The organism is Kribbella sp. NBC_00889, assembly GCF_045207705.1.
Lineage (GTDB): Bacteria > Actinomycetota > Actinomycetes > Propionibacteriales > Kribbellaceae > Kribbella.
Window position 1 is genome coordinate 6,932,355 of sequence record NZ_CP108783.1, and the last position, 14,959, is coordinate 6,947,313.

Annotated in this window: 16 protein-coding genes; 5 read left to right on the plus strand and 11 right to left on the minus strand. The window is 68.8% G+C overall.

The genetic code is table 11. From position 1 onward, the window contains the following. Positions 1 to 46 precede the first annotated feature (46 nt). Together OG817_RS33930 and OG817_RS33935 are read right to left on the minus strand one after the other, a co-directional pair. Positions 47 to 2,290 (minus strand): MFS transporter, encoded by a 2,244-nt coding sequence (locus OG817_RS33930; protein ID WP_406048850.1) that lies wholly within the window; start codon positions 2,288 to 2,290, stop codon positions 47 to 49. Between the two features lie 312 nt (positions 2,291 to 2,602). Beyond that, positions 2,603 to 3,454, minus strand: a complete 852-nt coding sequence (locus tag OG817_RS33935; RefSeq protein ID WP_406048851.1) for a LysR family transcriptional regulator — start codon at positions 3,452 to 3,454, stop codon at positions 2,603 to 2,605. Positions 3,455 to 3,542: 88 nt separating this feature from the next. Here OG817_RS33935 and OG817_RS33940 point away from each other — a divergent pair, with 88 nt between their 5' ends. After that, positions 3,543 to 4,454 (plus strand): TIGR03564 family F420-dependent LLM class oxidoreductase, encoded by a 912-nt coding sequence (locus tag OG817_RS33940; protein ID WP_406048852.1) that lies wholly within the window; start codon positions 3,543 to 3,545, stop codon positions 4,452 to 4,454. Here OG817_RS33940 and OG817_RS33945 read toward each other — a convergent pair. The 4 genes from OG817_RS33945 to OG817_RS33960 all read right to left on the minus strand — a co-directional run bounded on the left by OG817_RS33945 (position 4,417) and on the right by OG817_RS33960 (position 8,030). Further along, positions 4,417 to 5,340, minus strand: coding sequence for an amidohydrolase family protein (locus OG817_RS33945; RefSeq protein ID WP_406048853.1), 924 nt, complete (start codon positions 5,338 to 5,340; stop codon positions 4,417 to 4,419). The two genes, OG817_RS33940 and OG817_RS33945, sit on opposite strands and share 38 nt — an antisense overlap. After that, on the minus strand, positions 5,337 to 6,131 hold the full coding sequence (locus tag OG817_RS33950) for an SDR family NAD(P)-dependent oxidoreductase (protein WP_406048854.1): 795 nt from the start codon (positions 6,129 to 6,131) through the stop codon (positions 5,337 to 5,339). The genes OG817_RS33945 and OG817_RS33950 overlap by 4 nt, the downstream gene beginning before the upstream one ends. A 124-nt stretch (positions 6,132 to 6,255) precedes the next feature. After that, entirely contained in the window at positions 6,256 to 7,002 is a 747-nt protein-coding gene (locus OG817_RS33955; protein WP_406048855.1) for an SDR family oxidoreductase, read from the minus strand. A gap of 95 nt (positions 7,003 to 7,097) precedes the next feature. After that, entirely contained in the window at positions 7,098 to 8,030 is a 933-nt protein-coding gene (locus OG817_RS33960) for a LysR family transcriptional regulator (protein ID WP_406048857.1), read from the minus strand. Positions 8,031 to 8,110: 80 nt separating this feature from the next. Here OG817_RS33960 and OG817_RS33965 point away from each other — a divergent pair, with 80 nt between their 5' ends. Then, positions 8,111 to 9,214: a serine hydrolase domain-containing protein gene (locus tag OG817_RS33965; RefSeq protein ID WP_406048858.1), complete on the plus strand. Its 1,104-nt coding sequence runs from the start codon at positions 8,111 to 8,113 to the stop codon at positions 9,212 to 9,214. A 22-nt stretch (positions 9,215 to 9,236) separates the two neighbouring features. On the opposite strand, the gene OG817_RS33970 is transcribed toward OG817_RS33965, so the two are convergent. Further along, positions 9,237 to 9,413, minus strand: a complete 177-nt coding sequence (locus OG817_RS33970) for a hypothetical protein (protein ID WP_360455520.1) — start codon at positions 9,411 to 9,413, stop codon at positions 9,237 to 9,239. Between the two features lie 225 nt (positions 9,414 to 9,638). After that, the gene (locus tag OG817_RS33975) at positions 9,639 to 10,013 is read right to left on the minus strand and encodes a glyoxalase superfamily protein (RefSeq protein WP_131511081.1); all 375 of its coding nucleotides are present in this window, start codon (positions 10,011 to 10,013) and stop codon (positions 9,639 to 9,641) included. A 127-nt stretch (positions 10,014 to 10,140) separates the two neighbouring features. Between OG817_RS33975 and OG817_RS33980 the strand changes: the two genes are divergently transcribed. Then, on the plus strand, positions 10,141 to 10,959 hold the full coding sequence (locus OG817_RS33980) for a SigB/SigF/SigG family RNA polymerase sigma factor (RefSeq protein WP_406048860.1): 819 nt from the start codon (positions 10,141 to 10,143) through the stop codon (positions 10,957 to 10,959). Beyond that, on the plus strand, positions 10,956 to 11,450 hold the full coding sequence (locus OG817_RS33985) for a DNA polymerase ligase N-terminal domain-containing protein (protein WP_396391153.1): 495 nt from the start codon (positions 10,956 to 10,958) through the stop codon (positions 11,448 to 11,450). The genes OG817_RS33980 and OG817_RS33985 overlap by 4 nt, the downstream gene beginning before the upstream one ends. A 20-nt stretch (positions 11,451 to 11,470) precedes the next feature. Here OG817_RS33985 and OG817_RS33990 read toward each other — a convergent pair whose 3' ends face one another. Continuing rightward, positions 11,471 to 12,118: a nitroreductase family protein gene (locus tag OG817_RS33990; protein WP_406048862.1), complete on the minus strand. Its 648-nt coding sequence runs from the start codon at positions 12,116 to 12,118 to the stop codon at positions 11,471 to 11,473. Between the two features lie 257 nt (positions 12,119 to 12,375). On the opposite strand from OG817_RS33990, the gene OG817_RS33995 reads away from it, so the two are divergent. Next, positions 12,376 to 13,053 carry a nitroreductase family protein gene (locus OG817_RS33995; RefSeq protein ID WP_406048863.1) on the plus strand — a complete coding sequence of 226 codons (678 nt, stop codon included), beginning with the start codon at positions 12,376 to 12,378 and terminating at the stop codon, positions 13,051 to 13,053. A 3-nt stretch (positions 13,054 to 13,056) separates the two neighbouring features. Here OG817_RS33995 and OG817_RS34000 read toward each other — a convergent pair whose 3' ends face one another. Together OG817_RS34000 and OG817_RS34005 are read right to left on the minus strand one after the other, a co-directional pair. After that, complete coding sequence (locus OG817_RS34000; RefSeq protein ID WP_406048865.1) at positions 13,057 to 13,674, minus strand: L-threonylcarbamoyladenylate synthase; 618 nt, start codon at positions 13,672 to 13,674, stop codon at positions 13,057 to 13,059. An 11-nt stretch (positions 13,675 to 13,685) separates the two neighbouring features. Further along, on the minus strand, positions 13,686 to 14,885 hold the full coding sequence (locus OG817_RS34005; protein ID WP_406048866.1) for an ROK family protein: 1,200 nt from the start codon (positions 14,883 to 14,885) through the stop codon (positions 13,686 to 13,688). Positions 14,886 to 14,959 lie beyond the last annotated feature (74 nt).

The window sequence follows — 14,959 nt, forward strand, 5'->3', positions numbered from 1 at the left end:
TGCACCCACATCGCCGGCTGGAGGCCACTACCTCCTGTCGTTACGTTCACCCGAACGCCTGGCGCTCTCGGACGTCCTCACTGGGGTAACCGTTGCCGGTGGGGTGAGGGGCCGGCGGGAGTGGTGGGGTGTTGGAGAGGCCGTCGCGGATGGTGCCGAGGAGGCGTTGTTCGACGGCTTCCAGTTCGGCGATCCGGACCCGGACCTCCTGCTCCTCGGCCCGGGCTTCGGCCAGGAACTGGTCGGCCTCGGTCTTGGCGGTCTCGCGGAGGTGATCGGCGGTGCGCTGGCTCGCGCTGAGGACGCTCAGTTCGTAACGCCGCAGCTCGTCGACCAACTCTCCCGCCGGTCGCTGGGAGTCGAGAATGGCGGCAGCCGGTTGAGGAACCGCGTCGGGGAGGGCGTCCTCCAGGGCCGCGATCTGCTGGTCGACCCGAGTGAACAGGTCGGCGACGTCGGTCCGCATCTGACGGATCACCGTGGAAGCGGCCTGGACGCGTTCGTTGGCCTCGCGCTCACGCTCGCGAGCGGTCCGCTCTGCCGAGGTGATCACATCGAGCGCGACCACAGCCGCCCGCTCCGCCGGATCATCCGGCACCTCAGCTGTCGTGCCGGCGGGCTCCTCACCCTCGTCGGTTATCCCGACCGTCCGCCGCAGCGGCACCTCGCGGATGAACAGCACGGCGAGCAGACTGACGACCGCCGAGCATGCCGCGATCACGAAGATCCGACCGGTCGCGTCGCCGTACGCGTGCCGCACGATCTCGGCGACGGGCGCCGGCAGCGAGTTGACGTCGAGCACACTCCCGCCGCCCCCGCTCTGCGCTGCCGCGGCGGCCTCGGGCCCGAGGGCGCGCAGGTTCTCGGCGATCAGATCGGTGACCCGGGTCGCCAGCACCGCACCGAGCACCGAGACACCGACAGCACCACCGAGGCTGCGGAAGAACGTCACCGTGGCACTCGACGCACCGACCTGGCTGACGTCGACGGTGTTCTGTACAGCGAGCACCAGGTTCTGCATCATCATGCCCATGCCGATGCCCATCGACAGCATGCCGCAGCCGACGTACCAGTACGGCGACGCGTGGTCGATCGTCCCAAGCACCGCGAGCCCCGCGGTGAGGAACAACCCACCGAACACGAGGTACCGCTTCCACCTGCCGAACCGGGTGATCAGCTGCCCGGACCCGACCGTTCCGAGGAACGAGCCGAACATCATCGGGATCGTCAGCAACCCGGCCTCGGTCGGGCTGTAGCCGCGGGCGATCTGGAAGTACTGCCCGAGGAAGACCGCGCTGCCGAACATCGCGATGCCGACCGCGAGGCTGGCCAGGATCGCCAGCGCGGTGGTGCGTTCGCGGACCACCCGCACCGGGACGAGCGGCTCGCGTGCGTGGGTCTCGACGATCACGGCCAGGATGGCCAGCAGCGCCGTACCGCCCAGGTAGGCGCCGGTCTGCCAGGACCACCACGGGAAGTGCTCGCCCGCGAACGACACCCAGATCAGCGGCAGGCTGGCCGCGCCCGCGATCAGGATCGCGCCGAAGTAGTCCAACTTCACCGTGCGCTTGACCAATGGCAGGTGCAGGTACCGCTGCAGCACGATCAACGAAACTACGGCGAGCGGCACGCAGACGTAGAAGCACCAGCGCCATCCGAGCCACGAGGTGTCGACGATGACGCCACCGACCAACGGCCCGGACACGGTGGCGACCGCCATCACCGCACCCATGTAGCCGGAGTACCGGCCGCGGCTGCGCGGCGGGATCGCGGCACCGACGATCGCCTGCGCAAGCGCCATCAGACCGCCCATCGCCAGACCCTGCAGGACCCGTGCACCGATCAGGAACGGGACGTTGTGCGCGGCGCCGGCCAGCGCGGATCCGGCCACGAACATGATGATCGCGAGCTGGACGAGCAGCTTCTTGCTCATCAGGTCGGACAGCTTGCCCCAGACCGGCGTCGACACGGTCATCGCGAGCAGGCTGGCGGTGACGACCCAGGTGTACTGCGTCTGCGTGCCGTGCAGGTCCGCGATGATCGTCGGCAGTGCGTTGCTGACGATGGTCGAGCTGAGCACCGCGGTGAACAGGGCCGCGAGCAGGCCGGCCAGGATCTCGAGGATCTCGCGGTGCGTCAGCCCCGGATCCATGGTGGCGGCGGCCGGTGGTGGGCTGGACGGCGCCGGGCGGTCCTCGGCGTACATCGAGCGGTAGCGGGCTGGGGGTTGCTCGGGGGCGGCAGGATGGGCCGTCGCCGAGTCGATGGCCTCGGTCCGGGTGGCAGACATCGGGTTCCGTTCGTACGCGGGGTCGCTTCGGGGCCGGGGCAGCGGGTCAGCGCTGCTCCGGGGCGGAAACGGCCGGCACGTGCCCCGGCGTACCTGCGCACGTCGGGACACCGGGTCCTCACCCAGGCCTGGTTATGGTTGCAAGAACCAACGATAAGCCCGCTCCGTCAGCGACCGGTCACCGGGCGCCACCATCCGCACGTGTCTTTTCCTGAGACGACCACTCCTCGGGAGAGGGGATTCCGCATACGATCCGGGCTGTTGAGAGATCAACCGCCACCCCGGCGGTGCTGTCAGGGCCCGCCGGGGTTGTCAACCGAAGGCCCTCACCAGCACATCCAGGCAGACCGGCGCATCACCCACCGCGAGCACGAGGTTGCCCGGCGCGGACAGCGTCGGCGCGAACGGCCCCATCCACAACGCACCCTCGGCCGGTTCACACGACGTGCCGTAAACCACGGTCCAGGCCGGCGCACCGGTCGACATCTCGACGACTGTGTCCTCCAGGTTGTCCACCGGACGACCCACGAGCGGTTCGAACCCGGCCTCCCGGCAGGCGCCGACCATCCGCTCGAGGAGCCAAGGATCGGCCGGCAACCGCAAGGGCAGACCCGCTAGGTCGATGAGCTTCACGCCGTCGTCCGCCCGGTAGGCCGATGGCACCAGGACGGACAGCGGATCCCGCCAGAGCTCGACCACCTGGAGATCGGCGGCAGCCACCTCACCGCGGACGAACGCGACGTCGAGCTCACCCGCGCGCAGCGCCTCGAGGTGATCCGCGGCCGAGCCCGAGCTGAGCTTGATCTCGATTCCCGGACTGTCCGACCGCAGCACGGCCAACCCACGCTCGAGCCGATCCCGCAGTCCCTGCGCGGTCCCGATGCGCAGTACGCCGCTCTGTCCGGAAACCAGCTCGGCCGCGACCTCGGTGGCGCGGTCGGCGGCAGCGAGGATCGTCCGTGCCTCGCGCAGCATCCGCTCGCCGTCACCGGTCAGCCGGACGTGGCGGGAGGACCGGTCGAGCAGCTTCAGGCCGAGTTCGCGTTCCAGCCGGGCCACCTGCTGACTGACCGCGGGCTGGACGATGTTGAGCCGCTCGGCGGCCTTGCCGAAGTGGAGTTCCTCGGCGACGGTGACGAAGTACCGCAGCTGCCGTAGCTCCATCGGGGACCTCCAGCGATCACGAGTCGTTATCGCTGCCCAGCGTAATCGGGGCTTGGTCACCGCTCCCCGGGCTCGTTGACTGATGGACATGAGACTCGGACTGTGGATCGACGAAGAGAACCTGCGCATCGACGAGGTTGGCGCGGCCGCGAAGGCGGCTGAGGAGCACGGCATCGACCGGATCTGGTTCAGCCAGCGGCTCGGATGGGACGCACTCACGCTGATCGCGGGGGCGGCGCCGTTCACCTCGACCATCCAGTTCGCGGTCGGCATCGTGCCGGTCTATCCCCGGCACCCGCTCGCGCTGGCAGCGCAGGCGCTCAGCGTGCAGGCGGTGATCGGCAACCGGCTGACGCTCGGGATCGGGTCGAGTCATCCGCAGATCATCGAGGGCATGTTCGGGCTGTCGATGGAGCAGCCGGCCCGCTACATGCGCGAGTACGTCGAAGCCCTCGGGCCACTGCTGTCCGGCGAGCCGGTCGCGTACGAGGGCGAGAAGCTGACCGCGCGCGGGCACATCGAGATCCCCGGGACTGAGGCACCTGAGCTGATCCTGGCCGCGCTGGGCCCGCGGATGCTGAAGATCGCGGGTGAGCTGACCGCCGGTACGACGACCAGCTGGGTCGGACCGGAGGTGATCGAGAGCTTCATCCGGCCGACGATCGACCAGGCCGCGACGGCTGCGGGTCGCCCGCGTCCGCAGATCATCGCCGGCGCATGCGTCGCGTTGACCGACGATCCGGACGCGAGCCGCGAGTGGATCCGGGCCCGGTTCGGGCCGGCCGGCGACATGCCCGCCTACAGAGCAGTTCTGGATCGCGGCGGCAAGGCGGGGCCGGAGGACACCGCCGTACTGGGCGACGAGTCGGCCGTCGCGAAGGAGATCGAGCGGTTCGCGGAGGCCGGAGCGACCGAGTTCCTGCTCTGCCCGGTCGGCACCGATGAGGAGCGGGAACGGACGATCAAGTTCGCACACGACTATGCGCGCGGGCTGAAATGAGTTCGGACGCGTTGGTCTTCGCGTGTTTCCGCCAGCCGGGTACGGCGACGTCGAGGCCGGCGAGGTGGCGGGGGACCGCGTCTGTCGGAGTGAAGCAGTAGCCACTACCGAAGACGAGACGGTCGGGGCTGTCGGGTGCAGACGCGCCGGTGGAGTCATACCAGAGGGTTTGCAACTGGGAGGCAACGCTCGGCAGACCGCCGGACGGGGGTGTGAACGTTGACTGGAAGAGATCGAGGCGTTCGGCGATCATCGGCACAGCACCGGCGGGCGAGACGATGAAGCGGATGTCGGGGTAGCGGGCGAACACGCCGGTGAGCGCGAGGTCGGTGACCGCCCGGGCGCTGTCGAAGACGAACTCGATCATCGGCCGCGGCCGGTCCAGGGCGACCTGTCGCCACTGCGGCGGCGAGGTCGGGTGCAGCAACACCAGCGCCGATCTGTCGTTCAACGCATGCCACAACGGCTCCCACGACGGCTCACCCGGATACTGACCGCCGGCATTGCTCATCAGTACGACGCCATCCGCGTGCAGGACGTCGTACGCGTAATCCAGTTCGACCAGGGCACCATCGACATCCGGCAGCGGCAGGCTGGCGAAGGAGCCGAACCGTCCCGGGTGGTCGCGGCCCAGCTCGGCCGCGGCCTCGTTCATCCGCCGGGCCAGCACCTGCGCCCGGAAGTCGTCGCCGAAGTGCACCCCCGGCGACGACACGGACAGCAGAGCGGTCGCGATCTCGTTGCGGTCCATCAGGCCGAGCTGCTTGCGGACGCTCCACTCCGGCCAGCCGGGCATCCCGTCTGGACGGAGATGCCCGGCGCGTTCGGCTGCTGCCACGTACTCCGGCAGCAGGAAGTGCGAGTGGACGTCGACCAGGCCCCTCATGCCACCGGGTGGAGGAGGTCGTCCAGGCCGATCCGCCGGAGCAGTTCGGCGCGGACCCGGTCGGCGACCCCGTTCACCACCGTGGCACCGTCGTCGGACGGGTCGATGTGCACCCGGAACGGCCGCCGGCCCTTCTCGGTGTCCACCACGGTGACGATCTCCTTGGCCACCTCGGCGACATCGGCCCAGGCCGGCTCGAGCTCGGCCAGCTTCTGGCTGACCTGCTCCATCAGACCGGCGTACTTCGTCTCGTACGCAGACACGATGTCGGTGTCGGCCGGCTTGCCGCTGTGGGCGAAGTGGTTGGTCCCGTGGGTGAAGGCGCCCGGTACGACGATCGTGGTCTCGATCCCGAAGCGCGCGACCTCCAGCGCGTAGCTCTGCGCCAGCGCGTCCATCGCCGCCTTCGCCGCGAAGTACGGCGCCAGGTACGGCGGGTTCCCGCCGCGCGTGCTCGAACTACCAACCCACACCATCAGCCCGTCCTGCTGCCCGCGCATCTGCGGAAGCGCCGCGCGGTTGAGTCGCTGCGTGCCGACCACGTTGGTGTCGTACAGGTCGGCCAACTGCTCCGGCGTGAACGCTTCGGCCGGGCCGGTGACCATGTGGCCGGCATTGTGCACGAGTACGTCGAGTCGACCGGTCTCGCTCACCACGGTGTTCACAGCCTGGCGGCTCGACTCGTCCGAGCTGATGTCCAGCTCGACGGGCCGGAGGTCGACGTTGTGCTCGGTCGCGTACTGCTTGGCGTCGGAGGCGGCCGCCGCGTTCCGGCCGTTGAGGTCGCGCATTCAGGCGTACACGATGTGGCCGGCGTCGGCGAGGGCACGGGCGGTGAGTGCACCGAAGCCGCTCGACGCGCCACTGATCAGGACTGTCTTGCTCATAACGGTTTTCCTTTCGAAATCAGGGGGTTTACGCGGCCGAGCCGCCGTTGGCGTAGATGACCTGGCCGTTGATCCAGCGGGCCGGACCGGCCAGGAAGGCGATGATCTCGGCGATGTCGGTCGGCTCACCCAGGCGCTCCAGCGGCGGCTCGGCGGCGATCCGGTCGATCAGTTCCTGCGGCTTGCCCTCGAAGAACAGCGGGGTCGCGGTCGGACCGGGGGCGACGGTGTTGACGGTGATGTCACGGCCGCGCAGTTCGCGAGCCAGGATCAGGGTGATGGCCTCGACGCCGCCCTTGGTGGCGGAGTAGGCGGAGTAGCCGGGCCGGGCCAGCTTGGTCAGCGAGCTGGAGATGTTCACGATCGCGCCGCCGTTGCGTACCCGCCGGACGGCCTGCTGGTCGACCACGATGGTGCCGCGAAGGTTGGTCCGCACGACCCGGTCGAACACGTCCAGGTCGAGGTCGGCCAGTGGCGACAGCGGCATGATCCCGGCCGCGTGCACGACCACGTCGACCCAGCCGAACTCCTGCTCGGTCCGGTCGAACAGCGCGGCCACCGCGGTCTCGTCGGCGACGTCGGCCTGGATCGCGATGCCCCGGCCGCCGGCCTGCTCGACCTCCTTGACGGCCTCTTCGCCCGCCGCCTGGTTGCCGCTGTACACGATCACCACCGCGTAGCCGTCGCGGCCCAGCCGGGCCGCCGCCTCGCGGCCGATGCCACTGGATCCGCCGGTCACGATGGCGACCCGCTCGGTGGTGGTGTTCTCGGTCATCGTCCTGCTCCTCGATCTCGGTGCCTGGTCTTGCTGACACCTAGATCGTGCTCCGCAGGATGGATCAAGGCCAACGACTCAAGTCGATGGGTGAATCAATTCTGTTGATGTACGTCGGCACCCGGATCGGTGCCCGCCGGATGCCGGAGATGGGTACTGACCAGACCGAGGAGGGCCCGCAGCGCGGCGGTCGGTTTCCGCTTCTTCAGCGTGGCCATGTACAGCGACCACTGGAACGATTCGCCGGTGATCGCCACGACCCGGATCGCCTTCTGATCCGCCACGGCGTACCCGGGCAGGATGCCGAGGCCGACGCCGTGCCGGACGAACTCGACGCCGTTCTCGATGCCGAGCGCCTCGACCACCACGTGCCGTCCGATCCCGGCCGCCTCGAAGGTCTGGTCGATCATCGTCCGGGTCCCGAACCCGGGCGGGAAGTCGACGAACGCCTCGTCCGCGAGGTCGGCCAGTGTCACCGACCGTCGGCGCGCGAGCCGGTGCCCGACCGGGACCGCGAGGACCTGCGGAACACGGAGCAGTTCCCAGGCGGTCAGCTCGCGCGGCACGCTGCCGGCCGCGATCCCGAGGAACCCCACGTCGATGTCGCCGTTCCGCAGCGCGACGATCACGCCGGCCGATCCTTCGGCGTCGACCCGCAACTGGAGCTCGACGTTCGGGTACCTCCGGCGGAACTCACCGGCCGCGGCGGGCAGGTCGACCAGCCCGAGACCCGGCAGCAAACCGACCCGAACGGACCCGCGCATGCCCGCACCGAATTCGTCGACCACGTCACGCGCGCCCTGGACCGCGTCCATCACCGCCAGCGCTTCCGGCAGAAACGCCGTACCCGCCTCTGTCAGGACCACCCGCTGGGCGCTCCGCTCGAACAGCGTGACCCTGAGATCGCGTTCCAGCGCGGCAATCGCGGCACTCACCGCGCTCTGCACCACATGCAACCGCCGAGCGGCCAGCGTGAAACTGCGCTCGTGCGCCACCGCCACGAAGTACTCCAGCTGCCGCAACTCCACAGGCGAAGTCTGCCGCACCGCACGTCAAGAACGCGGGGCCCGCTCCGACCTGGCAGTGACGGAACACGGAAGGAGACAGGATGGGCAACGTGGCGAATCTTCAGGAGCAGGTGCAGCAGCGGGTCGACGAGCTGGCCGAGACCGAGATCGGATTGCAGGTGGCGGTGTACCAGAACGGCGAACTGGTCGTCGATGCCGTCGCGGGTGTCTCCGACCCCGCGACCGGCCGCCCGGTCACCGCGAGCACCCTGTTCTACAGCGCCTCGACCGGCAAGGCCGCGGCCGCAACCGCCGCCAACGTGCTGGTCGATCGCGGCGTCCTCGCGTACGACTCTCCGATCGCGGACATCTGGCCCGAGTTCGCAGCGCACGGCAAGGAGAAGGCGACGTTGCGGCACGTGTTGACCCACTCGGTCGGCCTGCCCGCCCTGCCGCCGGACACCACCCTCGCGGACCTGGCCGACTGGACGAAGCTGACGTCGTACCTCGCCGCGGCCGAGCCATGGTGGGAGCCGGGCACCAAGACGACGTACCACGCCGAGACCTTCGGCTATCTCGTCGGCGAGATCGTCCGTCGCGCAACGGGTCGCACGATTTCCGACGTACTGCGGGAGATCGCCGAGCCGCTCGGGATCGCGGACGAGGTGTACTTCGGCGTACCGCTCGACCAGCAGCACCGCGTCGCCACGCTCGTCGAGCCCGACGGCGCCGAGGAGACCTTCGCCGTGCTGGCCGGGATGTTCGCGACAGTCACTCCGCCCGCCGTCATGCCCCGCGCCGCAACCCTCAACACCTCCGAGCACCTCGCCGCCGAGACCCCGTCCAGCGGCGTCCTGACCGCCCGCGGCATCGCCAAGCTGTACGCCGCTCTGATCGGTGAGGTCGACGGTGTTCGGCTGGTCCGGCCGGAGGCGGTCGCGGAGATCACCGGTCCGGCCCTGGTCTCGAAGGACGAACTGCTCGGGAATCCGGCGACGTGGGCGCTGGGCTACCCGATCGGCCGGCTCGGTTCGACAGCGGAGGAGAGCCCGACGTCGTTCGGGATGCCTGGCATGGGTGGCAGCGTCGCCTGGGCCGATACGCGCTCAGGCGTGGCGTTCGCGTTGACCAGGACCTTGTTCGACCCGGCGCAGTCGGCGCCGGCGATCGAGATCGGCAACCTGGTTGCGAAATCTCTCTCCTGAAATCCCTGCTGGGTAAGGGCTTTCAGGACCCGCGGACCGACTGCTGGTCGACCCAGACCAAGTGGCCGTGGTGGCTGACGAGGACCTCGTCAGCCCCGGCCGCTCCGGTCCGGCGGCCCAGCTCCTGGCCGGCGATCCAGCGACCGCCGATGCGGACCTGGACAGCCACGGGCCGGGCCGGGGAAGTGGCTACTGGCATGGCACCTGACTTCTGGACAGGGGCGGAAGCGGTGGGGTGGCGTCGTACTGCTGTGGGGTGATGCTGAAGACCGGTCATCGTCGCCCTCGCAAGGACACACAACCATCATCTGGGGGGCTGATCGCTCAGCCAAAGGCCACCCTACAACCGACAGATGACCCACCGTTAGCGGTAATTCGGATTGATCCGGAACCCCGAACCACCAGTCGGCGCGAGCTGTAAAAACTAGTCGGCGCGGCCGACGATCTGCTGCAGTGCCCAAGTGTTTCCGTCCGGGTCGCTGAAGAAGACGAACCGGCCCCACGGCATCTCCTGGACGTCCGACACGTCCACCCCGCGACCCGCCAGCTCGGCGCGGGCCGCGTCGGCGTCGGACACCACGATCTGCAGCCCGCGCACGGAGCCGGGCTCGGCCTGGCCCATGCCGCTACCGATCGCGATCGAGCAGGCCGACCCGGGCGGCGTGAGCTGAACGAACCTCAGTTCCTCGCTGACCTGATGGTCGTGATCGGCGACGAAGCCGACCTTGTCCGTGTAGAACGCCTTGGCCCGGTCGACGTCCGACACCGGGACCGACACCAGCTCGAGCTTCCAGTCCATGGCGGCAACCTACTGCCTGTCAGGATGCATAACCCAGGGTCGGTGGGGTAGGAATGGGAGCAGAAGTTCCTGACCGCGGTCCAGACCATGTGCCGCGCCGTGACTCAGAGTCGCGAGGTCAGACATCATGAACACCGTTGCCAGCACCACCGCCGAGCCGCGCCGCACCGATCGGAAGCAGCGCCGAGACAGCGAAACCAGGTCCCTGCTGAGCCGGCGAGCCGCCAGCACGGACGAGAATCTCCGGCAGGCCCTCCTCGATCAAGCGATCGAACTCCACCTCGGTATCGCGCACAGCATCGCCTCGCGGTTCCGCGGGCGCGGCGTGGAGGCCGACGATCTCGACCAGGTCGCGTACCTGGGCCTGGTCAAGGCCGCCCGCAGCTACAACCCGGACGCCGACACGCCGTTCCTGGCGTACGCCGTACCGACCATCCGGGGCGAGGTGAAACGGTACTTCCGGGACTGCTCCTGGACGGTCCGGATCCCGCGCCGCCTGCAGGAACTGCAAGGTTCCATCGCCTCGGTCCGGCCGCGGCTGGTGCAGGAACTGCACCGCGAGCCGACCCATCAGGAGCTGGCCGACGAAATAGGGGCCCAGGTCAACGAGATCGAGGACGCCATCGCCGCCGACGGCTGCTTCTCGGTGCTGTCCCTGGACCGCCCGGTCGACGACGACTCGGCCGCGAACCTGGCCGACACGATCGCCGACTCCGACGACACCGCGTTCGAGCGGACCGAGGCGGTCGCCGTACTCGAGCCGGTGCTGAGCGCGCTCGCGCCGCGCGAGCGTAAGATTTTGGAACTACGGTTCGTCGAGGGTCACACCCAGGCGGACATCGGTGCCGAGATCGGAGTGAGCCAGATGCAGGTGTCCCGGTTGCTCCGCGGCATCCTCGACCGGCTGCGCGACCGGATCGAGCCGCCTGCGGCAGCCGCCGCTTGACGAACAGGCCGATCTTCGTGGTGCAGCTGCACGACGCCCGGCGGCTGCACTACGACGTCCGGCTCGAGGTGGACGGCGTACTCAAGTCATGGGCGGTCCCGCGTGGGCCGTCACTGGATCCGGTGGTGAAGCGGCTGGCCGTCTTCACCACCGACCACGACCTCGAGTACGCCTCCTACGAAGGCGTGCATGCCGACGCGCAGTACGGCAGTGGCGCCGTGATCGTCTGGGACGCCGGGATCTACACCAACCTGACCCGCGACGAGCGGCACCAGGTGGTGGACCCGGCCCAGGCGATCGAACGCGGTCATTTCAAGGTTCAACTGCACGGCGTGAAACTCAACGGCGCTTGGGCCTTCACCCGCACCGGTGGGGACTGGTTGCTGGTGAAGGTCCGCGACGCCGCGGCCGATCCCGCGGTCGATCTGACGGTCACCGAGCCACGGTCGGTTCTCAGCGGTCTGACCATCGAGGAGATGGCCGCCTCCTGACCGTTGCCCTTAGCAACGTGCTACCAGGTGTCGGCGTGCAGGATGCCGTCGAGCGGCTGCCGGGGCGCGGGCTTGAAGTTGGTGCCGATCGTGTACGCGGTCGGGATCAGTGCTGTCTGGCGGATGTCCTCCGGCAGTCCGAGCAGTTCGCCGACCTCTTGCTCGTAGTTCAGATGCAGGGTGGTCCACGCCGTACCGAGTCCGCGGGCGCGCGCGGCCAGGCAGTAGCTCCACGCAGAGGGCAGGATCGAGCCCCACAACCCGGCCTGGTTGCCCGCCGGCAGGTTCTTCGCCTGCAGACACGGGATGACGAGGACAGGGACCTGCCCCATCCGCTCACCCAGATAGGCCACGCCGTCCCCGATTCTGCGCTGGATCGGCCCGCGGACCGGGTCGTCGGCGTACAACTTCCCGGCGGCCCCGGACCCGGCCAGGTACTTCTCGACCGCGAGCCGGTAGTACTCCCCGATCACCGCCCGCTTCTCGGCGTCCGTGATCACCAGCCAGTGCCAGGTCTGCCGATTACTCCCCGACGGCGCCTGCAACGCGACCTCGATGCACTCCCGGATCAACTCGGCCGGAACCGGCTTCTCCAGATCCAGCCGCTTACGGACCGTACGGGTCGTGGTGAGCAGTTCGTCGGGCGAGAGGTCCAATGTCTGCGTCATGCCCCACAGTCTGCATGCCGTACCGAAGAACAGGACGTAGAGGTATGCATACATCCGATCCCCCGCCTGGGCAGCGGCCGCGGACCCGCCTTCACAGGACTACTACCTGTCCTTAGGTACACCGAGGGTCAGCAGGTGTAGAGGGAGTCGGGGTGGACCTTCTCGCAGAAGCGGACGTGGAGGTGGTTGTCGTGGGCCGGCCATTTCCCGCTCGCAAGACTCGGACGGTACTATGCTTGCAGATAATCCTGAAACGGATGATCTTCTACCGGAAGGGTCTTGTCCTGATGTCACTGAACCTGTCGGCCGACGAGGTTCTGTCCACGACGCGTGCAGTGCGCAGACGCCTCGATCTCACCCGCCCCGTGCCGCGCGAGCTGATCGAGGAGTGCGTCGATCTCGCCACCCAGGCCCCGACCGGCCGCAACCGGCAACGCTGGCACTTCCTGGTCGTCACCGAGGCGGCCCAGCGGCAGGCCGTGGCCGACGTGTTCCGGCGTGCACTGCCACTGGCGACCGGCCACCCGCTGACCGACCGCGATGTGTCGCGAATGAACTACCACGCAGCCTCGACCGAGCGGGTCTTCGACAGCCTGCGCTACCTGGTGGACAACATCCATCGGGTGCCGGCCTTCGTCATCCCGGCCGTCGAGGGACGCACCGACCGGGCGTCGGTCGACGTGCAGTCCGGGGTCTGGGGATCGATCCTGCCTGCCGTCTGGAGCTTCATGCTCGCCGCCCGCGAGCGCGGTCTCGGGACGGTCTGGACAACAGCGCAGGCACCGCTCGAACGTGAGCTCGCCGAGATCCTCGGCGTTCCGTACGACAAGGTGATGCTGGCGGCGTTCATCCCGCTCGCCTTCACGCTCGGCACCGATTTCCGTCCGGCCAAGCGCGTCCCACGCGACCAGGTCCTGCACTGGAACCAGTGGTAGCGCCTACTCGAAGAGCTTGGGGTCTCCGGCGCCGACGCGGACTATTTCGGGGAAGTCTTCGGAGAAGTCGATGACTGTGGTGGGTTCGGTGCCGGCTTCGCCGTCGACGACGGCGTCCACCTGGTGGTCCAGCTCTTCCTTGATCTCCCAGCCCTGCGTCATCGGCTCCTCGTGGTCGGGGAGCAGCAGGGTGCTGGAGACGAGCGGTTCACCGAGCTCGGTGACCAGGGCCTGCGCCACGACGTGGTCGGGGATGCGTACGCCGACGGTCTTCTTCTTCGGGTGCAGCAGCCGGCGCGGCACCTCCTTGGTGGCCGGCAGGATGAACGTATAGCTGCCCGGGGTCGCCGCCTTGATCGACCGGAAGACCGCGTTGCTGATGTGCACGAACTGCCCGAGCTGAGCGAAGTCCTGGCAGACCAGGGTGAAGTGGTGCTTGTCGTCGAGGTGCCTGATGGCCCGGATCCGGTCGATCCCGTCCCGGTTCCCCAGCTGGCAACCGAGCGCGAAGCAGGAGTCCGTCGGGTACGCGATCAGCCCGCCCTCACGGAGGAGGTCCACCACCTGACCGACCGCCCGCCGCTGAGGATTCTCCGGATGTACGTCGAAATACCTGGCCATGACCGCCGAGCCTAGCGCTGAAGAGCAAGCAGGTGACTGTCGACCGCGACCGGTTGGAGGGCGTGCTCGACGACCATCATGGCCGCGCCGTACAGACCTGCGTCCGGTCCCATGGTCGCGGGCTCGATCCGTACGTCGCCCGCCGGGCCTGACTGTGCCGACTTGGCGATGCTCTCGCGAATGCCGGCGATCAACTGCTCCTCGGCCTCGGCGAGGTATCCCCACAGGCTGATGACGCCGGGGTTGAGCAGATTGACCACGCCGGCCAGAACTTCGCCGATGTCGCGACCGGCGATCCGCACCGCGTGTCCCGCCTCGACGTGCGCGGACCGGGCCAGAGTCGCGACCGCACGAGCGTTCGGCGCATCCACACCCTCGGCCCGCAGGCGACGGGCGAGGGCGCCACCACTTGCGACGGCGTTGAGGCAGCCGAGATTGCCGCAACTGCAGGGCACTTCGGACGCACCGACGCGGGTGTGACCGATCTCCCCGGCGAGGCCCGAGACACCTTGGATCACCTTGCCGTTGACAACGACCCCGCAGCCGATGACCGTGCCGACCTTCACGCAGACCAGCACCTCGGGCTCGTCGGTGCGGGCGCAGTGCTCGCCGAACGCGAGCAGGTTGACGTCATGGTCGACGAAGATCGGCACGTCCATCCAGCGGTTCAGTACCTCGCACACCGACTCGGCCGTCCAGTCCGCGCCGCCACCCTGCGATGCCAGCTCCACCCGGGCCGGCATCCCGAAGCCGATGCCGTGCACCCGGGCCGGGTCCGCGTCCAGTTGCTCGAGCATCCCGTCGTACGTGCGGGTGACCTCTGACAGCACCGCCTCCGGGCCGTCGGCCAGGTCGATGTCGATCATCGTGCTGGTGAGGATCTCGCCGGCCAGGTCGGTCGCGGCCAGCCGGATGCCCGAGATGCCGAGCTGCGCGGCCAGGGTCAGTCCGGCGCGCGGGCTGAAGCTGAGCGTCGCCGCCGGCCGCCCGCGGGATCCGTCGGCGGACGGTCCGTCCAGGGACAGCAGCCCAGCAGCCAGCAGTACGTCGACCCGATCGTTCACGGTGGACCGGGCGATGCCGAGCTCGTCGGCCAGCTGGCCGGTTGTGTTCGCCCGGCCGTGCCGGACCAGCTCGAGGATCTCGCCGGACCGGGCGATCCGGGACTGGGACGCCGTACGGCGGCGGGAGCGTAGTGGCGCGGTGGTCATCCTGGGTCCCCCTCGTGGTCCGACGCTGCTCACACAGTATCAATTAGAACTTCGCTCGACATCTTTCTGTTGAC

What these genes read in the sequence shown, in the direction of transcription:
- OG817_RS33965 (WP_406048858.1), top strand. Translation starts at nt 8,111, where the DNA reads ATGGGCAACGTGGCGAATCTTCAGGAGCAGGTGCAGCAGCGGGTCGAC.
- OG817_RS33935 (WP_406048851.1), bottom strand. Translation starts at nt 3,454, where the DNA reads ATGGAGCTACGGCAGCTGCGGTACTTCGTCACCGTCGCCGAGGAACTC.
- OG817_RS33940 (WP_406048852.1), top strand. Translation starts at nt 3,543, where the DNA reads ATGAGACTCGGACTGTGGATCGACGAAGAGAACCTGCGCATCGACGAG.
- OG817_RS33945 (WP_406048853.1), bottom strand. Translation starts at nt 5,340, where the DNA reads ATGAGGGGCCTGGTCGACGTCCACTCGCACTTCCTGCTGCCGGAGTAC.
- OG817_RS33980 (WP_406048860.1), top strand. Translation starts at nt 10,141, where the DNA reads ATGAACACCGTTGCCAGCACCACCGCCGAGCCGCGCCGCACCGATCGG.
- OG817_RS33990 (WP_406048862.1), bottom strand. Translation starts at nt 12,118, where the DNA reads ATGACGCAGACATTGGACCTCTCGCCCGACGAACTGCTCACCACGACC.
- OG817_RS33955 (WP_406048855.1), bottom strand. Translation starts at nt 7,002, where the DNA reads ATGACCGAGAACACCACCACCGAGCGGGTCGCCATCGTGACCGGCGGA.
- OG817_RS33930 (WP_406048850.1), bottom strand. Translation starts at nt 2,290, where the DNA reads ATGTCTGCCACCCGGACCGAGGCCATCGACTCGGCGACGGCCCATCCT.
- OG817_RS34000 (WP_406048865.1), bottom strand. Translation starts at nt 13,674, where the DNA reads ATGGCCAGGTATTTCGACGTACATCCGGAGAATCCTCAGCGGCGGGCG.
- OG817_RS33950 (WP_406048854.1), bottom strand. Translation starts at nt 6,131, where the DNA reads ATGCGCGACCTCAACGGCCGGAACGCGGCGGCCGCCTCCGACGCCAAG.
- OG817_RS33970 (WP_360455520.1), bottom strand. Translation starts at nt 9,413, where the DNA reads ATGCCAGTAGCCACTTCCCCGGCCCGGCCCGTGGCTGTCCAGGTCCGC.
- OG817_RS34005 (WP_406048866.1), bottom strand. Translation starts at nt 14,885, where the DNA reads ATGACCACCGCGCCACTACGCTCCCGCCGCCGTACGGCGTCCCAGTCC.
- OG817_RS33975 (WP_131511081.1), bottom strand. Translation starts at nt 10,013, where the DNA reads ATGGACTGGAAGCTCGAGCTGGTGTCGGTCCCGGTGTCGGACGTCGAC.
- OG817_RS33995 (WP_406048863.1), top strand. Translation starts at nt 12,376, where the DNA reads ATGATCTTCTACCGGAAGGGTCTTGTCCTGATGTCACTGAACCTGTCG.